The sequence below is a fragment of the uncultured Williamsia sp. genome (genome assembly GCF_947494875.1).
In the GTDB taxonomy this organism is placed as follows: domain Bacteria; phylum Actinomycetota; class Actinomycetes; order Mycobacteriales; family Mycobacteriaceae; genus Williamsia_A.
The window spans coordinates 168,183-186,557 of sequence record NZ_CANLWM010000003.1; the positions used below are offsets into that span (position 1 = coordinate 168,183).

The window sequence follows — 18,375 nt, forward strand, 5'->3', positions numbered from 1 at the left end:
GCCACGTCATGGCCCTCTCGGCGCAGCTGTCAGATCCTGCGGGCGCCGCTGATCCCACGCCCGAGCGCCGGGTCGCAGAAGACCCGCTCGATGTGGGCGATGAGTTCGGCATCGGCCAGGGTTCTGGCGCAGGCCGGACGGGTCTTGAACGCGTAGTAGCCCGACGGAGCGATCGGCACTCCGTGCTCGGTGAGCACTCGGCAGATCGGCTCGACCCCGAAACGGGCGCGATGGTCGTCGGTGAATTGGACTACCACGGCAGTCGCGGTGTCGAGCTCCCGCGCGAAGAACGAGGACGCCGCCAACAAGATCTCATTGGCGCGCTTGAATTCTCGTACCTCCACCTCGAGCGACTTGATGCGTTGGGCATCGCTGGTCGTGGTCCCTGGGCGTTCCCCGGCATCGATCGCGGCCTGCTTGCACCACCCCCGCAACGTGTCGGCATTGACCCCATGCGAGCGCCCGATCACCGATGCGACGGCGCGAGGCAGGGTGGCCCATCTCGGTGTGTAGTCATCGATGGCGCCTCCCGTTTACGGGCAGCGCGCTGCTCTAGCGGAGTCGAAGGATGGCGAAGGCGCGCTGGACCAGTTCGGTAAGGGTCGTTTTATCCGCGAACCCGGCGACGCGCAGCTGCCAGTGTCGAATTGCAGCGCTGCGCAGCGCTGACACCCCAGCCCGCGCCAGCACCTGATCAACAAGCACGTCCTCGGATTGCGGGTCTCCGGATGCCCGTCTGCGGTCGGCGAGCGCGTCGGCGATGACGTTCTCGAACTGCGCCAGGAGCGCCGGCGCGGTGTTGGTCAGGCGGCCGGCCGGTGGTCCGTCGTGAAACAACCACGTCAGAGTCTGTCGTATCGTGTGCCAGACGTCGTCACCAAGAGCGAGGACGGTGTTCTCAATCGCGTCGAGGGGAGTCTCGTCCGCGGGTCGGGCCCGGATGGTGTCCCCGAGCGTCGGTAGCCACGACAGAATGTCCTCGACGAGGAGGGCTTCCTTACTTGGGAAGTATCGAAAGAAGGTGCGCTCGGTTACGCCTGCGGTGTCGGCGATCTCGCGGACTGTGGTAGCCCCGAAGCCCTTATCCGCGAATAGCACGTCAGCCGCGTCTCGAATGGCGCGACGGGTTGCGATCTTGTGCGCTTCGCGCCGACCGACATCAGCCGTCATGTCTCCACTATCGCAGTAAGTGACGAGCAGTTGTCAGTACTGACACTTCGATCTAAAGTGTCATTCATGACAGATTTCGTGCGTGCGCGCCAACACCAGCAGGTCACCAGGGTCCGCATCGGTTATCTCGTCGCTGGTGTGACGATTGGGGCGCTCTGGATGGCGCACGCAGGAGAGTCGCCGTGGCAACACGCGGTTCGGCTCGTCGTGCTGATGATCGGTGTGATGACGGTGGCCGCCGTGGCGCGACGAGCGGCGGAACGCCGGGGTCAGCACCCTAGGCATCCGCGGCTGGGGAGATTCATCGCGCTCAAGGGTTCCGTCATAACCTTGGCGGTGATGGCCGGGTTCGTCCTGGACGGCAGGATTGCCAACCCGGACATGTGGATCGGGCTAGGACTGATCGCCGTCGTCGCGCTCATTGGACCACTGGTCCACCCATGGCTGTTCGCCGAGGCGGTCTGAGGTGCAATTCGAGGGCACCATCACCGACGACATCCTCACCTCCATTCCCGATTGGACGCCTTACCGCGCCGCGGTTGCGCCCCAGGGTGCCACGCCAGAATTCGTCGAGGTCTAGTTCGCCACCATCGATAAAGTACGACGCAGTCTCGACACCTCGTTCCCGACAAAGGAACTGACAACGTTCAGCAGTGTCAGGCAACGGCACGGCTGCTCCGCCTCGGCGACCTGTGGGTCAGCGTCGCAGACATGGCCGGGGTCACGCGACACCCCTGGTTCATCTCAGTTGTTTAGCGGAATCCTCTGCAGGTCGTGACCAATGATCACTTCGCCGTGAAACCCACTCTGCGCCTGCACTCTCCATGAGACATCGGGGATCGCCGTGGTTCCGGGGGCCAGGTGCGTGAGCACCAGCTTCTCGACGCCTGCTGGCTGTGCGACCTCGCTACCGATGAGTCGCACGTCGGAATGGCTGTTGCGGTGGTGCTGCAGCTGCGACGCCGAGAGGTTGCCGAACTTCTCCACGATGGTCAGGTCGATTGCCTCGTGAACCAACATGTGTGCGCCTCTGGCGAGGGTCACCATGTTCGGGGTAATCGTGGTGTCGCCACCGAAAACGACTGCTCCGTAGCGGGTCTCGAATCGGAACGCGAACGACGGGAACACCGGTGGGTGATCTACGAGGATGGCCGTCACCCGCACACGATCGTCAGCGAAGACGTGGAACGGCGCCATGGGCGGTGCTAGGTGGCCGTTGGGCCCCGCGCCGACGTCAGGAACCGTGATCTCGTCAATTCGGAACAAGCTTCGGATGTTGGGCCAGCCCTCGTCGCGCATCCGGAGGTTGACGTCGTACGCAGTAGCAGCGAGGGAATTGGCGAAGAAGTCGGCTAGTCCAGGCGTGGGGTTGTCGGCTGCGATCGTCGCGACACGGTGGCCGCTGGACGACTCAGGGAGTCCACCCGCGCGTCCCGGGCCGTGGATGTGGACGACGTGGGTCAAGGGGTTCACGCCGCCGAACCGGAGCCACAGCAGGGTGAAGAGATCTGCTAGATGATCCGAATGCAGATGGGTGACGAAGATGTGATCGATGTCGGCGGCAGCGAGGCCGGACTTCTGAAACTGGTCGAAAGCTCCGTGGCCCATGTCGATCAGATAGATCCGGCCGTCGACGACGAGCGCGCTAGCGATTCCGGACCTGCCAGACATGGGCACCGGACCGGCCGCCGTTCCGAGCAGCAAGACATGAGCGCCGTTCCGCGGAATTGGATCGGTCCCGGCAAGTGTCGGCATTGTCGAAGCCGCGCCGGAACCGGGGCCTACGATTGCCGGCGCCGCCAGGGCGCCACCTGATGTTGCGGCGGCCGATCGCAGTATCTGACGACGTGTATAAACCACTTCTAGACCCCATCTCGACATCGGGTGTTGACCGCGCTCGTTGTCATCAACGACAGGGGGCCGACGTGGTCGCGGGGTCCAGCGCGTGGAGAACGAGACCAAGCGTGTAGGGGTCGAAGGCCATCCCGCCGTGATCCACTGTGTTGGCCCGACAGCGATCTTGGACGAGAACGTTCGGGACGTCGTCGCCTGTTAGGAAGGCCGACGGAAACGGCCTCACGACCGTGTCGGTCCGTGTCTCAATGACGGTGTATTGGACGCTGGAAACCTTGTCTCCGTGGGCCTTCAGCGCAGCGAGAGACGTGGAACCGGCCCTCTGATCCGTCCACCCAGATCCCGCAACTGCCGAGGCTGCCGCAGCCATCCTTCCCCGGGACGCCACCGCCTTGGAGATCAACGACATCAAAAGCGCCGCGGAGCGTGGCCTGGACCGCAGTCTCATCGGTTCTCCTCAGGGCGTTCGCAACGGGTGGTGGCCACGTTAGCTCCGAATTATGTTGAGCGTCCAATTATTGGATGGTTAGTTCTGGTGCGCTACGGTCGCGTCATGAATAGACACGCAGAAGTGAGTGCGGAGACACGAGCGCGCCTCATCGCCGCGGCGTGGGACCTTCTCGCTGAGGGCGGAACCCGCGCGGCGACGGTGCAGGCGGTCGCTCAGAGGTCGCGGATCAGTCGGGGATCGATCGGATGGCATTTCGGGTCGAAGGAAGGTCTTGTCGTCGCGGTGGTCAACGACGCCTTCGACATGCTCTGCGAGCGGGTGGACGCGGTTTTCGACGCTCCCGGACCGGCGACCTGGGAGCGTGCACTCGGCGCACAGAATGCGATGCTCGCAGATTCAAGGTTCCGAATTTTCGCGACCGTGGGCCTCGACGCGATCGGTGAGCAGGGTGCGGTTGCCGCAGCATTCACTGCGGGCCATCAACGGGTGCGTGATCTCTACGCACACTATCTAAGCGCCAATGATCTGGTCGGTGATGAAGTCGATCCCCAAGATGTCGCGACGGCGCTTCGCGCAATGACTCTCGGGCTCAACATCCAACGGCGCTTCGATCCGGACGTGATTGGCCTTACTCGCGCGGTTGGCGCCCTACGTGCAGCGAGAACCGTCGAGGGCAAGGCCTCGGAGGTCGACAATTGACCCGCGATCTTTGGCGTCCGCTTGCATCTGTTCTGTCGCTCGCGGCCTCCCTCACGGTCATGTCGCCTATCGGGTCCGCGTCGCGTGCAGTTGCCGGGACCGTCCCACTGTGTGCCTGAGAGGCGAAGTTCGCCGCAGATAGCTCGTCCCAGCGTGCGCCGAGTAATTTCTTATGTCAGGTCAAGGCTGGAGCAGCTCGGGCTGTTCAGTCCGACGGATCATCCGGTCCGAGGCCGCGAGTCTGTCGAGAACGACGAGACAATCGTCGGGGACAACGAACTCGGCGATGTGTGGGTTCCGCCGGACGGATCGACTGAGCCCGTCGTCGTCGACCCGGCCCTTCCCTATCTCGGCTGGAGAGGCGGGCCGAATGGTCAGGTAGGTTTCTGGCACAGGACCGGCGACGATCCGAAAGCGTGGCCGGTCATCGTCACCGATCTCGCGACACAGTGGGATCACCACCCGCGAGGGCTGGCTGCATATCTTGTCGACCTGCTCTCTGGCCGGTTCCCGTCCGCGGCGTTCGACGGTCAGTCCTTCCAGAAGCCAGTCACATTCGGATAGATGCGATCTCACGTCTTCGTCGTATCGCTGCGGCCAGTAGTGGACGTCAGCATCGCGGCTAGTGCCGGATCGACTGCCGCCACGATGAGGCGCGCGGCAGAGCCGAGTTGTTCGAGCTGAGTGGCGTCCATGGCGTCGACGACGAGCCGCCGCACTTCCGCGACATGAGTGGGCGCGATGCGCTGCAGTTCCTGCCACCCCGTCTCGGTCATGACTACCTCGGTTCGTCTACCAGCTCCCCCGCACGACCGGCGCTCCACCCAGCCGGCGGTCTCGAGACGTGAGACGGCATGCGACAGGCGGGACAACGACCCCTTCGCCTCGACGGCCAGATCGCTCATCACGCTGACGCGTCCGGGGGCCTCCGACAGCGACACCATCACGCTGTACTCGTAGAAGTTGATCCCGGCAACCTGTTTCAGCTGCGCGTCGAGCTTGCCGGGAAGCGTCATCAACACGGCGACGAGGCTTGCCCAGTCGCGCTGCTGATCGTGCGAAAGCCACACGTCATCGTGCGTGTCCGGGCTGTGGGTCACACGGCAATGGTAGCCGACTTGAATGTTCAACTATGTTGAGTAGTCTCGAACTTGCACGTTCAAGTTGAAGTTCGAGTTCCGTCCGAAGGAGATCTCATGACACTGTTCCGTCTCGACGCCAGCATCCGCGTCGAGGGATCACACAGCCGCGCGATGGCCGACATCGTCGAACGGGAGTGGACGGCCGGACATCCCGACGATCGGATCATCCGGCGCCACGTCGGCACCGAGCCGATCCCCGCGACGACGTGGCCACAGCTGCGTTCGCCGGCTACACCCCCGAGGATCAGCGGACGTCCGAGCAACGCGACGCGGTGAACGTCGCGGCGGAACTCGCCGACGAGCTGATCGCCGCGGACGCCCTGCTGTTCGCGGTGCCGCTGTACAACTTCGGGGTGTCCCAACACTTCAAGACCTGGGTCGACACCGTCATCACCGATCCGCGCTTCGACCCCACCATCGCCCCGGTCCTCGCGGGCAGGCCTGCCGTTCTCGTGTCGGTCCAGGGCGGCAACTACGCGGCGGGGACGCCGCGAGAGGGCTGGGACCACGCGACCGGGTGGATGCGCCGCATCCTCGCCGATGTCTGGAAGCTGGAGCTCGAGGTCGTCGAGACCGCGTTCACCCTCGTCGGAGAGAACCCGGCGCTCGACGAGTTCACCGACCTCGCGGCGACGCTTCGCAGCGAAGCCGAGCAGCTCGCGCGGAAGCACGGCCAGGCGCTCGGGGCCGCTCACGTCTGAGATCGGTGGTTCCGGCGCGGCGCGACTCTCCAGCGCTTCTGAGTCAGATCTCGTCGAGGTGATGCGATCCCGTGGCAATCGAAGTGGTTCCAGATGACACGGACGGGAGGGATTCTCGTTGCACGCCGGCGGCCTGCACATAGGTCAGATGGCCTCCGAGGGCGCCTGATATCGCGGTGACACCGAGGCCGGCGATCGTCAGGGCAATCGCTCGTCCGGTGAGGCCCCTGCTGCGGGCCGCCATGGACCCGACCAGCGCGGTCATCGCGACCGAGTTGCTCGCGGCGTGGACCAGTGCGACTCGACGCTGCGCGGTGTCGAGGGTCGTGTACTCGGCGAGCCCTGCTGTCGCCGCAGGAATTGCCGCAGCGAGACCGACCGCCGTCAATCGTTGTGCTGCAACAGGTTGACCGGTCAGGTCGAACACCGGAACCGAGGTCCAGGCGCCGATCGGAACGGTGACCAGCACGGGATGCAGCGGGTGACCGAGCCACGAACCCCGCAGGATGTTCCCCAGCCCTCCGCTGAGCACCGGCGCGAGCAGGCGGCCGGTGGTGGCTGCCAGTCCGTCGAGGCCAGAAAGTCGCTCGACACCAGCGAGGGCTCGCCCGATCGGTGAGTTCGTGGCGGTCGCTGGAAGGATTCGATGTCGGTGAGCACCCAGGTCATCTGCCATCCACAGCGTCTACCCCACCCACCGAGTCGGAAACATCGAATCGTGCGTTCCGTCCCTCGTCATCGCTCCCCCGCGCGGCGTCAGGATGAGGGATTCCGGTCTCGAGAACGGGTCTGGTCGAGGCGCCTCGTCGGCCACCGAGCGAGGTCGGCGTCGACAAGTGCCGGGTCTCGGGGCGGTGGGACCTCATCGAGGATCTCGAGGTCGACGATCCGCTCGAGGTGGAAGCCGCGTATCGCGTTCCGGAGTCGGCACCACGCGATCAGCAACCACGAATCCCGAGCGCGGAGCAAGCCCATCGTCTCGACATCGCGGACGGTGCGTGTGACGTCGTCCGGGCTGCCGTCATCGTTCTCTCCGAGGTAGGTCAGTCGCACAAGACGTCGAGAGGCGATGACATCGGAGAGCATTGCCGGTGGCACTGCGTCGTCGGCGCGCGCAACGGCGTCGACGACGTGCATGGTGCCGAGGATCTCTTGAACGCGCGCACGGTGGTCGTCTCTCATGACCGCGGCGATCTTGGCGCGCGCACGGCGAGCGGCCCCCTGGTAGGGCGACGACTCGAGCAGCGACAATCCCGCCAGCGTCGCCAGCGATTCCGCCGCGGACAGGTTCAGCGGTGGCAGCGAGTACTCGCGCAATATCGAGTAGCCGCCGGCCACTCCGTGGTCTGCGTAGATGGGGACGCCGGCGAGCTGCAGGGATTCGACGTCGCGCTCGATGGTGCGCGACGAGACACCGAATTCGCGCGCAAGCCGGGTGGCGGACCACGGTCGATCGGCACCTCGAAGCAGGTCGACGAGTGCGTACTGCCGCTCGGCTCGCTTCATGCCCTCATCGTGTCAGAGATGATGGAGCGCACAGGGGTTCAACTTCGCATGCTCCGCTGCCCGCCGACCGACCAGACCCGTCCGATGCGACCGTCCTCGGTGAAATCGAAGACATCGACGCCCCCCGCCTCCGCATCTCCCGCGCGGACATCCCAGAGCAGCCGGGCGTGGATCCCGTCGATCGCGTCGGCGACGGCAGTGAAGACGACACCCGGGTTCTGCTCGTGCCACCAGCGCAGATAGTTCGCGAAGTCGTCCGGCGTGCGGATGTCGTCCGCGGGAGTCGACCCGTCGGGCTCGGTCACGGCGAAGTGGATTCGAAAATCGCCGGCACAGATTCGTCGGGCGATGTCGCCGTCCGTGTTCCACATCGTCAGCCACGAATCGAGCGACTCTCGCGCGACGGACAGGGCTTTGGGGCTCAATTGCTCGCTCATGCGGCAACCCTCGACGACCCGCGCGACAACTGTGTGTCGGAGTTCGACGGATCGGCCATCGACACGCGGTGGGTGGAACAGCGGCCTGCGACACGACCGGTGATCCTGATCTTCACCGGCGATCTGCGGTACATCTCCGGTCCCCGGTGGTGGCCGGAGATGCTTGTGCTGCCCGCGATCGGTGCCGTGGTCGCGATGGTCCTCAGCCTGATCTGCTGGACCGTTCTGCGTACCCGCACCGGTCGTGTCGTCGAGTCGCTCCTGGTGTCGATTCCGGCCGCCGTGACGGGCGCGTCGGTCGGCGGTGTGGCAGTGCTGTTCGCGCACGTGGACAGACCTCGCGTGCTCTCACGGATCGTCGAGGAGGCACCACGCGATCCATCTGGTGCCGACGATCTGGTGGCCGGTGGACCGTGGAGTCACGAGCTGGCACCGATCGGCGTGTGGTTTCCGGTCGTCGGGATCCTCGCGGCGCTGCTCGTGTCTGCGGCGCTGTCCGCAGGGCGCTGGGCGTTGCGCCGCAGCGCGATCCAGCGACGTCACTGAGCGGGGAAGTCCGTTCCTCGCGAGAGTGATTCACTCGCACGGATGTCGGACAACGCCGCCTCCAGCGTGTCGGTGACGGCGTCGAAACCGCTGTTTCCCAGAACCAGTCGTCGCGGGGGCGAATCCTGAGCCATGGCTGCGATGACGGCGCGTGCACCGCGGTGCGGGTCTCCGGGTTGCACACCGTCCATGTCCACGAACGTCTGACGGGCCTGCTCAAGCAGCTCGTGGTAATCCGGAATCGGCTCGGACACGGGCTCGTCGGCGAAGCCGGCGTAGGCATTCGTCCGGGTCGCCCCCGGTTCGACTGCCAACACCGATATGCCCTGCGGCGCGACCTCGTCGCGCAGTGTCTCGGTGACGGCCTCCACCGCGAACTTCGTTGCGCTGTAGTAGCCGAACCCCGGTGCGGCGACCAGGCCGGCCACCGAGGAGACGTTGACGATCCACCCGTCCCCGCGAGCGCGCATCCCCGGCAACACCGCACGAGTCACGGACAGTACGGCGAAGAAGTTCAACTCGAACATCGACCGCACCGCGGACTCGTCCATCCCCTCGATCGAGCCGAACCAGCCGCGGCCGGCGTTGTTGACGAGGACATCGACACCGCCGAAGTGCTCCTCGGCCGTGCGCACCGCGCGGTGCACCTGCTCGGCGTCGGTGACGTCGAGCGGTACGACGAGAACGCGGTCACCGTATTGCTCGGCCCATTCCGTGAGCTCCTGCGGTCGACGGGATGTGAGGACGACGCGATCCCCCGTCTCCAGTGCCGCCTCGGCGAACGCGACCCCGAACCCGCCGAGCGTCCCTCCCGTGATGAACCACCGCCGCGTCATGGCTCGATCACCAGCCGGCTGATCAACGAGCCGTCGAGCTCGAAGCGATAGCGCAGGTCGGCGACGCCGCCCGGGAAGTCGCCCTCCAGATGCTGCCCGACGTCGACACCGGTATCGGTCGTGATCGCGTCGGTGAACTCCGACGTGTAGGTGAACTCGCTGCCGCTCACGTCGGTGGCGAGCCACGCCCTGATCTCGTCACGTCCGGTGTGCACGTGGCCGTTGTCGGTCACCGCTGCGTCGGTGGTGAACATTGCGAGGGCTTGCTTGTCGTCTCGGTCGTTGATGGCGGTCATGAAGGTCTTCACGGTGTGCGGGAGTGCATCCCAATCTGTTGTCATGCCACGACGGTCGGACCTCCCCCACGGGGAATGTCAACCCCAGGGGCGGCCGAATTGTCACGGTTGACCTTGCCGTAGGGGGAATCTGCACGATGATCGACGGCATCGCGACAGGCGGATCACGCAGGAGGACACCTTGAGCGCACGAGTCCCGATCGGCGACTTCGCCGTGATGACCGGCCTGACCAGGAAGGCCCTACGGCACTACCACGACATCGGGATCCTGACGCCGGCTCACATCGACCTTCACACCGGCTACCGCTTCTACGACACGGGTCAGGTCGACCACGCGCACATCATCCGTCGATTCCGATCACTCGGTATGTCCATTCCCGACATCAAGGCGTTGCTGAGTACGGAGGACGCCACGGCTCGGACGGAGATCATCACGACCCATCTCGAGCAGATGGAGGCGCAACTGCAACAGACCCGCGACACCGTCGGCGCGCTACGCGAACTGCTCTCCCCCGTGCAGCCCCCGGCCTCGGTGAGCGTGCGCCGCGAGCCGGCGCTCGCGGTGTGGTCGATCAGCGCCATCGTCGAGCTCTCCGACATCGACAGCTGGTTCGGGGTGACGATGACGACCCTGCATCGTGCGGTGTTCACGACGACCGGCGCGCAGGCGGACGTCGTACCGGGTGGCCTCTACGACCGCGAGCTGTTTCTCGAATCGCGGGGTGGGGCGAGGCTCTTCCTGCCTGCGCCGCAGTCGGCCGAGCCCCCGGACGGAGTTCGTGCCGAGGTCCTGCCGGCGGCGGAGTTCGCGGTGCTCACCCATCAGGGTGGCCACGAGGGCATCGACCGCAGTTACGCGGCGCTGGGGACCTACGCGAACGAGCATCTGATCAGCCACCAGGGGCCGATCCGCGAACACTACGTCGGCGGCACCTTCTCGGCTCCGATGGCGTTCACCGCCACAGAGATATGCTGGCCGATTTTCAGCACGACTCCCCCGCCGCCGCGATAAGCCGGAGTGCCGCCGCATCGCGCGCGATCGCATCCGAGAGGACGATCATGTCCATGACGACACCCGACGACCCCCGGCCGCCTCTTCCGCCCTTCACCGACGAGTCCGCCGCCGTGAAGGTCCGAAAGGCGGAGGACGCCTGGAACACCCGTGATCCGCAGCGGGTGTCGATGGCGTACTCGCCCGACAGCCGCTGGCGGAATCGTTCAGAGTTCTTCGAAGGGCGCGGGGCCATCGTCGAGTTCCTGACGCGCAAGTGGGACCGCGAGCACGAATACCGACTGATCAAGGAGCTGTGGGCGCACAGCGGGAACCGGATCGCGGTGCGATTCGCCTACGAGTACCACCTCGACTCCGGGGAGTGGTTCCGCGCGTACGGGAACGAGAACTGGGCGTTCGACGACGGCGGCTACATGACCCATCGGCACGCCAGCATCAACGACGTGCCGATCCGCGACGCGGACCGCACGTTCCACTGGGACCGCAGCGGTCCCCGCCCGGAGGATCACCCCGGCCTGTCGGACCTGGGTCTCTGAGGCGCACTCAGGGCGCGATGAGCACCTTCAACGCCTCGCGGTCGGCCATCTGCTGGTAGCCGGTGGGGACGTCGTCGAGGCCCATGGTGACGTCGAAGACTTTGCCGGGTTCGACTTTTCCCTCGAGGACGTCGGGCATGAGCTCCTCGATGTAGGCCCGCGCCGGCGCGACCCCACCGGTGAGCGTGATGTTGTTCATGAAGAACTGACTGCCTGCGGTCACCTTGTCGTACTGGGGCACGCCGACGCGGCTGACCGTCCCGCCGGAGCGGACGGCGCCCAGCGCCATATCCATCGCGGCCTCGTGTCCGACGCACTCGAGCACCTTGCGGGTTCCGTCGCCGCCGGTGAGTTCGCGGACCTTCTCGACTCCCTCGTCACCGCGCTCCTCGACGACATCGGTCGCACCGAACTCCCGTCCGAGGTCCGTGCGGGCCGTGTGGCGGCCCATCAGGATGATCTGCTCGGCACCGAGTCGCTTCGCGGCGAGCACGGCGGACAGGCCGACAGCTCCGTCGCCGATGACGGTGACGGTGTCGCCCTCACCGACACCGGCGGTGACGGCGCAGTGATGGCCGGTCGAGAACACATCCGAGAGCGTCAGCAGCGACGGGAGAAGGGCGGAGTCCTCGGCGACGGGGAGTTTGACCAGGGTGCCCTGCGCCTGGGGGACACGGACGGCCTCGCCCTGTCCCCCGTCCACGCCGCGCATGCCCCAACCTCCGCCGTGGCGGCAGGAGGTCTGCAGGCCCTCACGGCAGAAGTCGCAGGTGTTGTCGGCCCAGACGAACGGGGCGACGACGAGGTCGCCGCGCTTCAGATCGCTCACCTCGGAGCCGATGTCCTCGACAACGCCGAGGAACTCGTGTCCGATCCGAGCGCCCTTGTCCGACGGCTTCTTCGATCCGTACGGCCACAGGTCGCTGCCACAGATGCACGACCGGACGACGCGGACGATGGCATCGGTGGGATCCTTCAGCTCCGGATCGGGGACGTTCTCGACCCGGATGTCGCCCTTGCCGTAGATGAGTGTGGCCTTCATGCGGATGCTCCTAGCGGGTCGGGTGACGGGTGAGTGCGGACCTTCTCAGCATGCCCGAACGGTTCGCGCACACGCGTCCGGTCCCGTCGAATCGCCGTGGTCGTGGCCTCCGACCGCACAGCGACCGACAATGTCCGTAAGTCCTCTGCCACTCTGCGCCCACGGTGTCGCCGGCGCCGTCCGTTCGGTGCGCCGGACGGATAGCGTGCCCGCATGCCGATCGAGCCCGACACGAAGAACTGGACCTGGGTGCTGCAGAGACGCTGCGACGCTTGTGGTCTCGACGCCTCGTCGCTCCCGTTCCGTGCGATCCCCGATCTCGTCGACGACAACGTCGCCCGCTGGCCCGCGGCGCTCGCCGTGCCCGACCCGGCCACACGGCCCGATGAGGCGACGTGGTCGCCGCTCGAGTACGCGGCGCATGTGCGCGACGTCTTCCGCCGCTTCGCGGTGCGGCTCGACGCGATGCTGACATCGGACGTTCCCCCCTTCGCGAACTGGGACCAGGACGCGACTGCGCGGGCCGAACGCTACCGCGACCAGGACCCGACGACGGTGCTGCAGGAACTCGCCGAGGCCGGACGCTCGATCGCCGACGCCTTCCGTGCCGTCCCCGATGCCGCCCTCGCCCGTGCCGGTCGTCGCAGCGACGGCAGCGTGTTCACCGTCGAGTCGCTGGGTCGCTACTTCGTCCACGACCCGATCCATCACCTGTTCGACGTCACGGGTGAGCGATTCGTCAGTTGATGATCTCGCCCTGACGGTCGCGGATCGCCCCGAGACGCTGACGCCACATCTGCAGGTCGGCGTCGCTCAGACGAGTCCAGTCACGCACTTCCCGAACGACGCGTAGTGGGTGCGTGCTGCGGAACGACCGCGTGGGGTTGCCGGGGAACTTCTTGTCGGTGACGTTGGGGTCGTTCTCGAACGGCCCGGTCGGTTCCACCTCATAGACGTGTGGCGTCGCCCCGTCCACGTCCATGGCAGCGATCTCGGCGGCCAACCCCGCGCCGTCCCGCAACGCCGTGAAGTAGATGTGATTCATGACGACCTCGGGTCTGTAGTTCGACCGGAACCCGGCACGCAAGAGATCACCGGGCCCCAACTCGGCGCGGGTGCCGTGGAAGAACGGGCCGTCGTCCAGTGCTGTCCACCGGTCGTCCATGAGCGGTCCCACCTCCTGTCACACACAACGGCAGGGGCATTCTGCATCAGAGCCCGAGCTCACACCACCGTGGTCGGTACGAGCGTGTAGACCGCGTCGATGTCGCCGGCCGCGGCCATCACCGTCGCGTCGGGCCGGATGAGCGCGACGCGAGCCCGGTGTCGGATCAGCCACTCCCCGAGCGGTTCCCCGGGGTGGACCGTGAGGACGCCCGCGCCGCGTCGGGTGATCTCGAAGCGCTGGTCGCGCGACGGCTCGTCGACGGTGACGAGCAGGAACCGGTCGAGGTGGTCGTCGAGGCGTGCCCCCGCGGAGTCGACGACGGCATTCGGCGCCAACGTCCCGGGCAGACTGCCCGCACCGCGCAGAGCGCCCAGCACCGTTTTCGGCAACCGGTCTGCGATCGCGCCGTGTCGCACGAAGTACGACGAGGTCAACGGCGGTGTCGCGCTGTCGGTCACGCGCGCCGACAGACCAGGGATCCGGGCCATCCGCGGCGCGATCACCTTGCGGACCAGGTCTCCCCCGCTGCCACCGCGAGTCATGGCGACGCCCATCGCCACCGCGAGGCGGATGAGCGACAGGACGTGGGGAATCCGTTCCTGCTCGTAGCTGTCGAGTGACGACTCCGGCACGCCGCCGGAGAGCACGGCGGCCAGCTTCCAGGTGAGGTTGGCCGCGTCCCGGATGCCCGCACCCATCCCCTGGCCGATGAAGGGCGGCGTGAGATGTGCTGCGTCGCCGAGGATGAATACGCGGCGGTCCCGCCACGTCTGCGCGCAGCGAGCGCGGAAGGTGTACTCGGCCGAACGGATCAGCGTCAGCGAGCGATCGGCCCCCGCGGGCAGCCAGGGTCCGATCAGGGGGACGACGGCGTCGATGGAGGCGTAGTCGTCGGCGGACTCGTGATCGAGGAGTTGGAACTCCCAGCGATACCGCTTGTCCCCGATACGCATGTAGGTGGCTGCACGCTCGGTGTCGCAGACCTGATGGACACCGTCCCACTGATGCAGGTCCGTGGCGGTCTCGATGTCGACGACCAACCAGCGTTGGCTGAAACCGAGATCCCTCCAGTCGCCACCAATTGTCGCGCGCGCGAGACTTCCCGCGCCGTCGCAACCGAGCAGGTGACTTCCCTCGAACGTCAGGGACGCACCGGTGTGTCGATCCGAGGCGGACACCGTCACACCCGCGGGCGACTGATCGATGGACTGCACCTCCACTCCCCCGCGCACCGTGATGAGGTCGCCGCGTCGCGCCACGGCGGTGCGGAGCAACCGCTCGAGGTCGGGTTGGTCGAACATCGACGCGGCCGGGAACCCATGAATCCCTGCGTCTGGATTGCGGCGGAACTCCGCGAGCGGCGTGAGATCACGGGTGACCAGACGTAGGCCGAGGCCCGGGCGCGAGATCGCGGCGAACTCCTCCGCGAGACCGAGGCGTGCGAGGACGCGGTAGACCTCGTCGTCGAGATGGACCGCGCGGGGCTGCGGGTAGACGTCGTCCCACCGCTCCAGGATCACCGATGGCACACCGAGATCGGCCAGCAGCGCCGCCGCGGTGAGTCCGGAGGGACCCGCGCCGACGATGAGCACCGGGGCCTGCGCGCTCATGCGTGCCGCACCACCGTCTTCTGCGTACCGAGGTCGATCGATCCGTCACCGGAGCGCACCGTCGCCTCGACGATGTCGCCGTCGCGCAGGTACTTCGGGTTCGACGCCTGACGACGGAAGAACGCCTTCCACTTCACATGCGGCGGGAGGAGGGCGCCGATGATCTCGATCGGTTTGGGCGGCGCGGTCAGTGCGGTGCCGCCGGGGGTGCCGGTGAGGAGCAGGTCACCGGCGTCGACGCGCTGGAACCGGTTCAGCTCACGCAGTGTCTGCAGCGGCTTGTAGATCATGTCCGCGACCGTGCTGTTCTGGCGGGTGACACCGTTGACACGCAACTGCAGGGTGAGGGTCGAGAACTTCTCCCACTCGCCCGCCTCGAGCAGCACCAGTGCCGGGCCGACCGGGGTGAACGTGGGATACGACTTCGCCTCGTAGAACTGGGTCTTCGGCAGCTGGACGTCGCGCGCGGACACGTCGTTGGTGACGACCAGCGCCGCGATCGAGTCGGCGAGGGTGGCCTCGTCGACGTGCGTGCCGACGGGGATGGTCTGCCCGAACACGAGTCCGATCTCCACCTCGTAGTCGAGCAGTGCGACGTGCGGCGGCTTGACGATGTCGTCGTTCGGGCCGGAGATCGACCCGGAGGACTTGCGGAAGAAGGTCAGCGGGACCTTGTCCGGATTCATGCCCGAATCCTTCACGTGTGAGACGTAGTTCGTCATCTGGGCGATGACCCGACACGGCGCGGTCACCGGCGAGATCAGCGCGAGCGTCGACGGGTCGACGAGATCACCGAAGCCGGTCGCCGCGGACTCCACCGCGGCCCGGTCGGCGATCAGCTCGGCGGTGGTCGACGCAGCGGTGTCGATGCGACGGGCTCCGCCGGGAAACGAGACCCACCAGGCGTCGACGGTGCGGAGGACGGAGATGCTCATGAGCGCGCGACTTTCATCAGGCCGAGGAGGCGGTGGACGTCGAACTCGTTGTCGGACTCCCGCAACGAGGAGAGGATGGCGGCGAACTCGCGCAGGGCGGCCTTGCCGGGTGCGACGCCGAGGAAGTCGGCGGTGGCCGGTGGGCCCCACTGGTTCAGGCCGGACGCGGTCATCGGGGCCCAGCCGGCGGTGACCGTGCTGTCGAACAGGTCACCGTCGGTGAAGTGCTCGACGAGGAATCCGTCCGGATCGCGCCAGTAGTCGAAGATCTGGCTGCCCTGGATGTGGCGGCCGACACCCCAGGATCGGTGATGACCACGCTCGGTGAGGAATTCGCCGCCGGCGGCGAGGGCGTCGAGATCGCAGACCTGATACGCGGAGTGCACGTAGCGGTCCGCGGGCCCCAGGGTCAGCGCCAGGGTGTGGTGGTCGGACGGCTGCGCGCCGCGATCGCAGCGGACGAAGCTCATGACCGGCCCGCGATCACGCTGACCCGGGTAGTACAGGAAGTCGCTGACGATGAGCCCGAGGTTGCGCAGATACCAGTTCAGGGATTCCAGGTAGCGCGTCGACTGCAGGACGACGTGCCCGAGCCGCTCGACGACGGCGGGGGCACGCGCCGGGCGTTGGATGTCGTTCGTGCGGCCGGTCGCGCGCGCGACGTTGAGAGTCCGTGTGTCCTGCAGGGGTAGACCTGGCCAGTCGGTGACACCCGCGACGACACGGACACGACATCCGCCCGGTTCGCGGGTGGTCACGGCCCTCCCGCCGAGCGCGTCGCCCAGCGATTCGATCGGGCGGTCCCACTCTGAGGCGAGAGTCCGGAGGTCGGCGTCGTCGGCCGCACGGAACGCGACGCCGGTGAACGCGGTGCGATGCGCGCGACGGACGATCACACACGGCGATCCGGGCAGCGCCCCACGCAGGTGCAGTTCGTCGCGGGTCGCGAACGTGGGGACGAAGCCGAAGTCGACGGCGAATGCGGCGGTCCGCACGAGGTCGGGCTTGTCGAACTCGAGCCACGCGATGTCGTGGACCTTCACCACGGGCTGCGGATGCCTGCCAGGGTGCTCCCCGGGCAGCGCGCCCTCGTCGGCATGCAGGCCCTCGTGGACGTCGTGGGCGACGGTCATCGGCACCTCCTACTTTCTGACGATATCGTCACTCACGACGACAGTGTCAGTCAAGAGGATGATCAGAGGTCACGCGAACGACGCGCGGAACGACTCGAGACCCTGCAGGCAGTTGTTGCGGAGGGGTACCGGATCGCTCACCGTGATCCGCTCGACCCTCTCGACCATGGCGTGCAGGAGGGTCTGCATCTCGAGCTTCGCGAGCTGCATGCCGACGCAGGTGTGGACGCCGTGGCCCCACCCGACGTTCCCTCCACGCGGGAGGAGGGAGAACGTCTCGGGGTCGTCGAAGTGCCGCTCGTCGCTGTTCGCGGCCGCGAACAGCAGTGCCACCCGATCTCCGGGGCGCAGCCGGACGTCACCCACCGTCGTCTCCGTGGTGACCGATCGGGTGAACGCCCGTACTGGCGACGCCAGCCGCACGGCCTCGACGACTGCCGTCGGGATCAGGTCGGGCTCACGCCGGATCTGATCCCATGCCGCCGGGTCGCGACCGAGGCTCCAGAGCAGCCGGCCGGTCGACAGGATCGTCGTGTCGAGACTGGGTGCGACGAAGTCGATGATCATGTTCTTCGCCTCGACACGGCTGATCTCCCCGCGGTCGGCTGCGTCGAGCACCGTCGACGCCCAGCCGTCCGGCGTGACGTGCCTGCGGTCGAGCTTCACCGTGTACAGGAACAGGCCCATCGAGCCCCGGATCGACCGCACCGCCCGCCCGTTCGTCGGTCCCAGGCCGTCGAATGTCGCTCTCCCCCATGTCAGCATCTGCTCGGGGGTGACCCGCACCCCGACGAGTTCGGCGACGGCCTGGACGGGGAGGCGGGTGGCGAAGTCCGCGACGCCGTCGAAGGTGTCGCGGGTCAACAGTCGGTCGACGGTCGCGGCCGCCTCGCGCTCGAGCGTCGGCAGCGACGGCCGGATCGCGCGGGAGGTCAGCGACTGCATCAGGATCATGCGCCGCTTCATGTGGGTGTCGCCGTCGCTGGCCAGGGTCGTGAAGTGCCCCAGCGTGTTCGCGACCGGGTTGGCCGCGACGCCCTTGCCGCTGCGGTACGTCGCGTCATCGCGGAGCGCCGCCCGCACGTCGTCGAAGCGTCCCATCGCGAACACCCGATGACGTGGGAGCCACACCACCGGTCCGCTGTCGCGGATCAGGCGGTAGACCTCCTGGGAGTTGTCGACGGCGTGATCGCCGTAGAGGTCGACGTCGACGACGGGCGCGCCTCGATACACGCGACGCCCCGTGCGCGCTGCGGTGGGGATTCTCAACTGGACACCTCCGTCATAGATGACGAAATCTT

The 18,375-nt window shown here is 66.8% G+C and carries 24 protein-coding genes; 8 read left to right on the top strand and 16 right to left on the bottom strand.

From position 1 onward, the window contains the following. Positions 1–29 precede the first annotated feature (29 nt). Together Q1A98_RS08960 and Q1A98_RS08965 are read right to left on the bottom strand one after the other, a co-directional pair. Positions 30–470, bottom strand: coding sequence for a hypothetical protein (locus Q1A98_RS08960; RefSeq protein WP_299572238.1), 441 nt, complete (start codon positions 468–470; stop codon positions 30–32). 82 nt (positions 471–552) lie between these two features. Further along, entirely contained in the window at positions 553–1,170 is a 618-nt protein-coding gene (locus Q1A98_RS08965) for a TetR family transcriptional regulator (protein WP_299572240.1), read from the bottom strand. 66 nt (positions 1,171–1,236) lie between these two features. Here Q1A98_RS08965 and Q1A98_RS08970 point away from each other — a divergent pair, with 66 nt between their 5' ends. After that, a complete protein-coding gene (locus Q1A98_RS08970; RefSeq protein ID WP_299572242.1) occupies positions 1,237–1,635 on the top strand; it encodes a hypothetical protein in 399 nt (132 codons plus the stop codon). Positions 1,636–1,914: 279 nt separating this feature from the next. On the opposite strand, the gene Q1A98_RS08975 is transcribed toward Q1A98_RS08970, so the two are convergent. Together Q1A98_RS08975 and Q1A98_RS08980 are read right to left on the bottom strand one after the other, a co-directional pair. Next, the gene (locus Q1A98_RS08975; RefSeq protein ID WP_299572243.1) at positions 1,915–2,925 is read right to left on the bottom strand and encodes an MBL fold metallo-hydrolase; all 1,011 of its coding nucleotides are present in this window, start codon (positions 2,923–2,925) and stop codon (positions 1,915–1,917) included. Between the two features lie 151 nt (positions 2,926–3,076). Further along, on the bottom strand, positions 3,077–3,472 hold the full coding sequence (locus tag Q1A98_RS08980) for a hypothetical protein (RefSeq protein ID WP_299572245.1): 396 nt from the start codon (positions 3,470–3,472) through the stop codon (positions 3,077–3,079). Between the two features lie 105 nt (positions 3,473–3,577). On the opposite strand from Q1A98_RS08980, the gene Q1A98_RS08985 reads away from it, so the two are divergent. Next, a complete protein-coding gene (locus Q1A98_RS08985; RefSeq protein ID WP_299572247.1) occupies positions 3,578–4,174 on the top strand; it encodes a TetR/AcrR family transcriptional regulator in 597 nt (198 codons plus the stop codon). 572 nt (positions 4,175–4,746) lie between these two features. Here the strand turns inward: Q1A98_RS08985 and Q1A98_RS08990 are convergent. Then, a complete protein-coding gene (locus tag Q1A98_RS08990; protein WP_299572250.1) occupies positions 4,747–5,274 on the bottom strand; it encodes a MarR family transcriptional regulator in 528 nt (175 codons plus the stop codon). A 96-nt stretch (positions 5,275–5,370) separates the two neighbouring features. Between Q1A98_RS08990 and Q1A98_RS08995 the strand changes: the two genes are divergently transcribed. Further along, entirely contained in the window at positions 5,371–5,592 is a 222-nt protein-coding gene (locus Q1A98_RS08995) for a hypothetical protein (protein WP_299572252.1), read from the top strand. Next, entirely contained in the window at positions 5,523–6,017 is a 495-nt protein-coding gene (locus Q1A98_RS09000; protein ID WP_299572254.1) for an NAD(P)H-dependent oxidoreductase, read from the top strand. Before Q1A98_RS08995 ends, Q1A98_RS09000 begins: the two co-directional genes overlap by 70 nt. Before the next feature lie 43 nt (positions 6,018–6,060). On the opposite strand, the gene Q1A98_RS09005 is transcribed toward Q1A98_RS09000, so the two are convergent. The 3 genes from Q1A98_RS09005 to Q1A98_RS09015 form a co-directional block, all read right to left on the bottom strand. After that, positions 6,061–6,693: a DUF2231 domain-containing protein gene (locus Q1A98_RS09005; RefSeq protein WP_299572256.1), complete on the bottom strand. Its 633-nt coding sequence runs from the start codon at positions 6,691–6,693 to the stop codon at positions 6,061–6,063. Positions 6,694–6,773: 80 nt separating this feature from the next. Beyond that, entirely contained in the window at positions 6,774–7,523 is a 750-nt protein-coding gene (locus Q1A98_RS09010; protein WP_299572258.1) for a WYL domain-containing protein, read from the bottom strand. Between the two features lie 38 nt (positions 7,524–7,561). Then, the gene (locus Q1A98_RS09015) at positions 7,562–7,960 is read right to left on the bottom strand and encodes a nuclear transport factor 2 family protein (protein WP_299572260.1); all 399 of its coding nucleotides are present in this window, start codon (positions 7,958–7,960) and stop codon (positions 7,562–7,564) included. A 33-nt stretch (positions 7,961–7,993) separates the two neighbouring features. Here Q1A98_RS09015 and Q1A98_RS09020 point away from each other — a divergent pair, with 33 nt between their 5' ends. Next, complete coding sequence (locus Q1A98_RS09020) at positions 7,994–8,506, top strand: hypothetical protein (RefSeq protein ID WP_299572262.1); 513 nt, start codon at positions 7,994–7,996, stop codon at positions 8,504–8,506. Here the strand turns inward: Q1A98_RS09020 and Q1A98_RS09025 are convergent. Both Q1A98_RS09025 and Q1A98_RS09030 read right to left on the bottom strand, forming a co-directional pair. Continuing rightward, positions 8,500–9,342, bottom strand: a complete 843-nt coding sequence (locus tag Q1A98_RS09025) for an oxidoreductase (RefSeq protein WP_299572264.1) — start codon at positions 9,340–9,342, stop codon at positions 8,500–8,502. The genes Q1A98_RS09020 and Q1A98_RS09025 overlap by 7 nt on opposite strands. Beyond that, complete coding sequence (locus Q1A98_RS09030) at positions 9,339–9,683, bottom strand: nuclear transport factor 2 family protein (RefSeq protein WP_299572266.1); 345 nt, start codon at positions 9,681–9,683, stop codon at positions 9,339–9,341. The genes Q1A98_RS09025 and Q1A98_RS09030 overlap by 4 nt, the downstream gene beginning before the upstream one ends. A gap of 136 nt (positions 9,684–9,819) precedes the next feature. Between Q1A98_RS09030 and Q1A98_RS09035 the strand changes: the two genes are divergently transcribed. Further along, a complete protein-coding gene (locus Q1A98_RS09035; protein WP_299572267.1) occupies positions 9,820–10,650 on the top strand; it encodes a MerR family transcriptional regulator in 831 nt (276 codons plus the stop codon). A gap of 47 nt (positions 10,651–10,697) precedes the next feature. Beyond that, positions 10,698–11,186, top strand: coding sequence for a nuclear transport factor 2 family protein (locus Q1A98_RS09040; RefSeq protein WP_299572268.1), 489 nt, complete (start codon positions 10,698–10,700; stop codon positions 11,184–11,186). 7 nt (positions 11,187–11,193) lie between these two features. On the opposite strand, the gene Q1A98_RS09045 is transcribed toward Q1A98_RS09040, so the two are convergent. Beyond that, positions 11,194–12,228, bottom strand: coding sequence for a zinc-dependent alcohol dehydrogenase family protein (locus Q1A98_RS09045; RefSeq protein ID WP_299572270.1), 1,035 nt, complete (start codon positions 12,226–12,228; stop codon positions 11,194–11,196). A gap of 213 nt (positions 12,229–12,441) precedes the next feature. On the opposite strand from Q1A98_RS09045, the gene Q1A98_RS09050 reads away from it, so the two are divergent. Beyond that, positions 12,442–12,975, top strand: coding sequence for a DinB family protein (locus Q1A98_RS09050; RefSeq protein WP_299572272.1), 534 nt, complete (start codon positions 12,442–12,444; stop codon positions 12,973–12,975). Here Q1A98_RS09050 and arr read toward each other — a convergent pair. The 5 genes from arr to Q1A98_RS09075 all read right to left on the bottom strand — a co-directional run bounded on the left by arr (position 12,968) and on the right by Q1A98_RS09075 (position 18,343). After that, complete coding sequence (gene arr / locus Q1A98_RS09055; protein ID WP_299572274.1) at positions 12,968–13,393, bottom strand: NAD(+)--rifampin ADP-ribosyltransferase; 426 nt, start codon at positions 13,391–13,393, stop codon at positions 12,968–12,970. The two genes, Q1A98_RS09050 and arr, sit on opposite strands and share 8 nt — an antisense overlap. 59 nt (positions 13,394–13,452) lie before the next feature. Further along, positions 13,453–15,006, bottom strand: coding sequence for a bifunctional 3-(3-hydroxy-phenyl)propionate/3-hydroxycinnamic acid hydroxylase (locus tag Q1A98_RS09060; protein WP_299572276.1), 1,554 nt, complete (start codon positions 15,004–15,006; stop codon positions 13,453–13,455). Next, the gene (locus tag Q1A98_RS09065) at positions 15,003–15,941 is read right to left on the bottom strand and encodes a fumarylacetoacetate hydrolase family protein (protein WP_299572278.1); all 939 of its coding nucleotides are present in this window, start codon (positions 15,939–15,941) and stop codon (positions 15,003–15,005) included. The genes Q1A98_RS09060 and Q1A98_RS09065 overlap by 4 nt, the downstream gene beginning before the upstream one ends. Then, complete coding sequence (locus Q1A98_RS09070; RefSeq protein ID WP_299572280.1) at positions 15,938–17,074, bottom strand: VOC family protein; 1,137 nt, start codon at positions 17,072–17,074, stop codon at positions 15,938–15,940. The genes Q1A98_RS09065 and Q1A98_RS09070 overlap by 4 nt, the downstream gene beginning before the upstream one ends. Positions 17,075–17,143: 69 nt before the next feature. Further along, positions 17,144–18,343: a cytochrome P450 gene (locus Q1A98_RS09075; RefSeq protein ID WP_299572282.1), complete on the bottom strand. Its 1,200-nt coding sequence runs from the start codon at positions 18,341–18,343 to the stop codon at positions 17,144–17,146. Positions 18,344–18,375 lie beyond the last annotated feature (32 nt).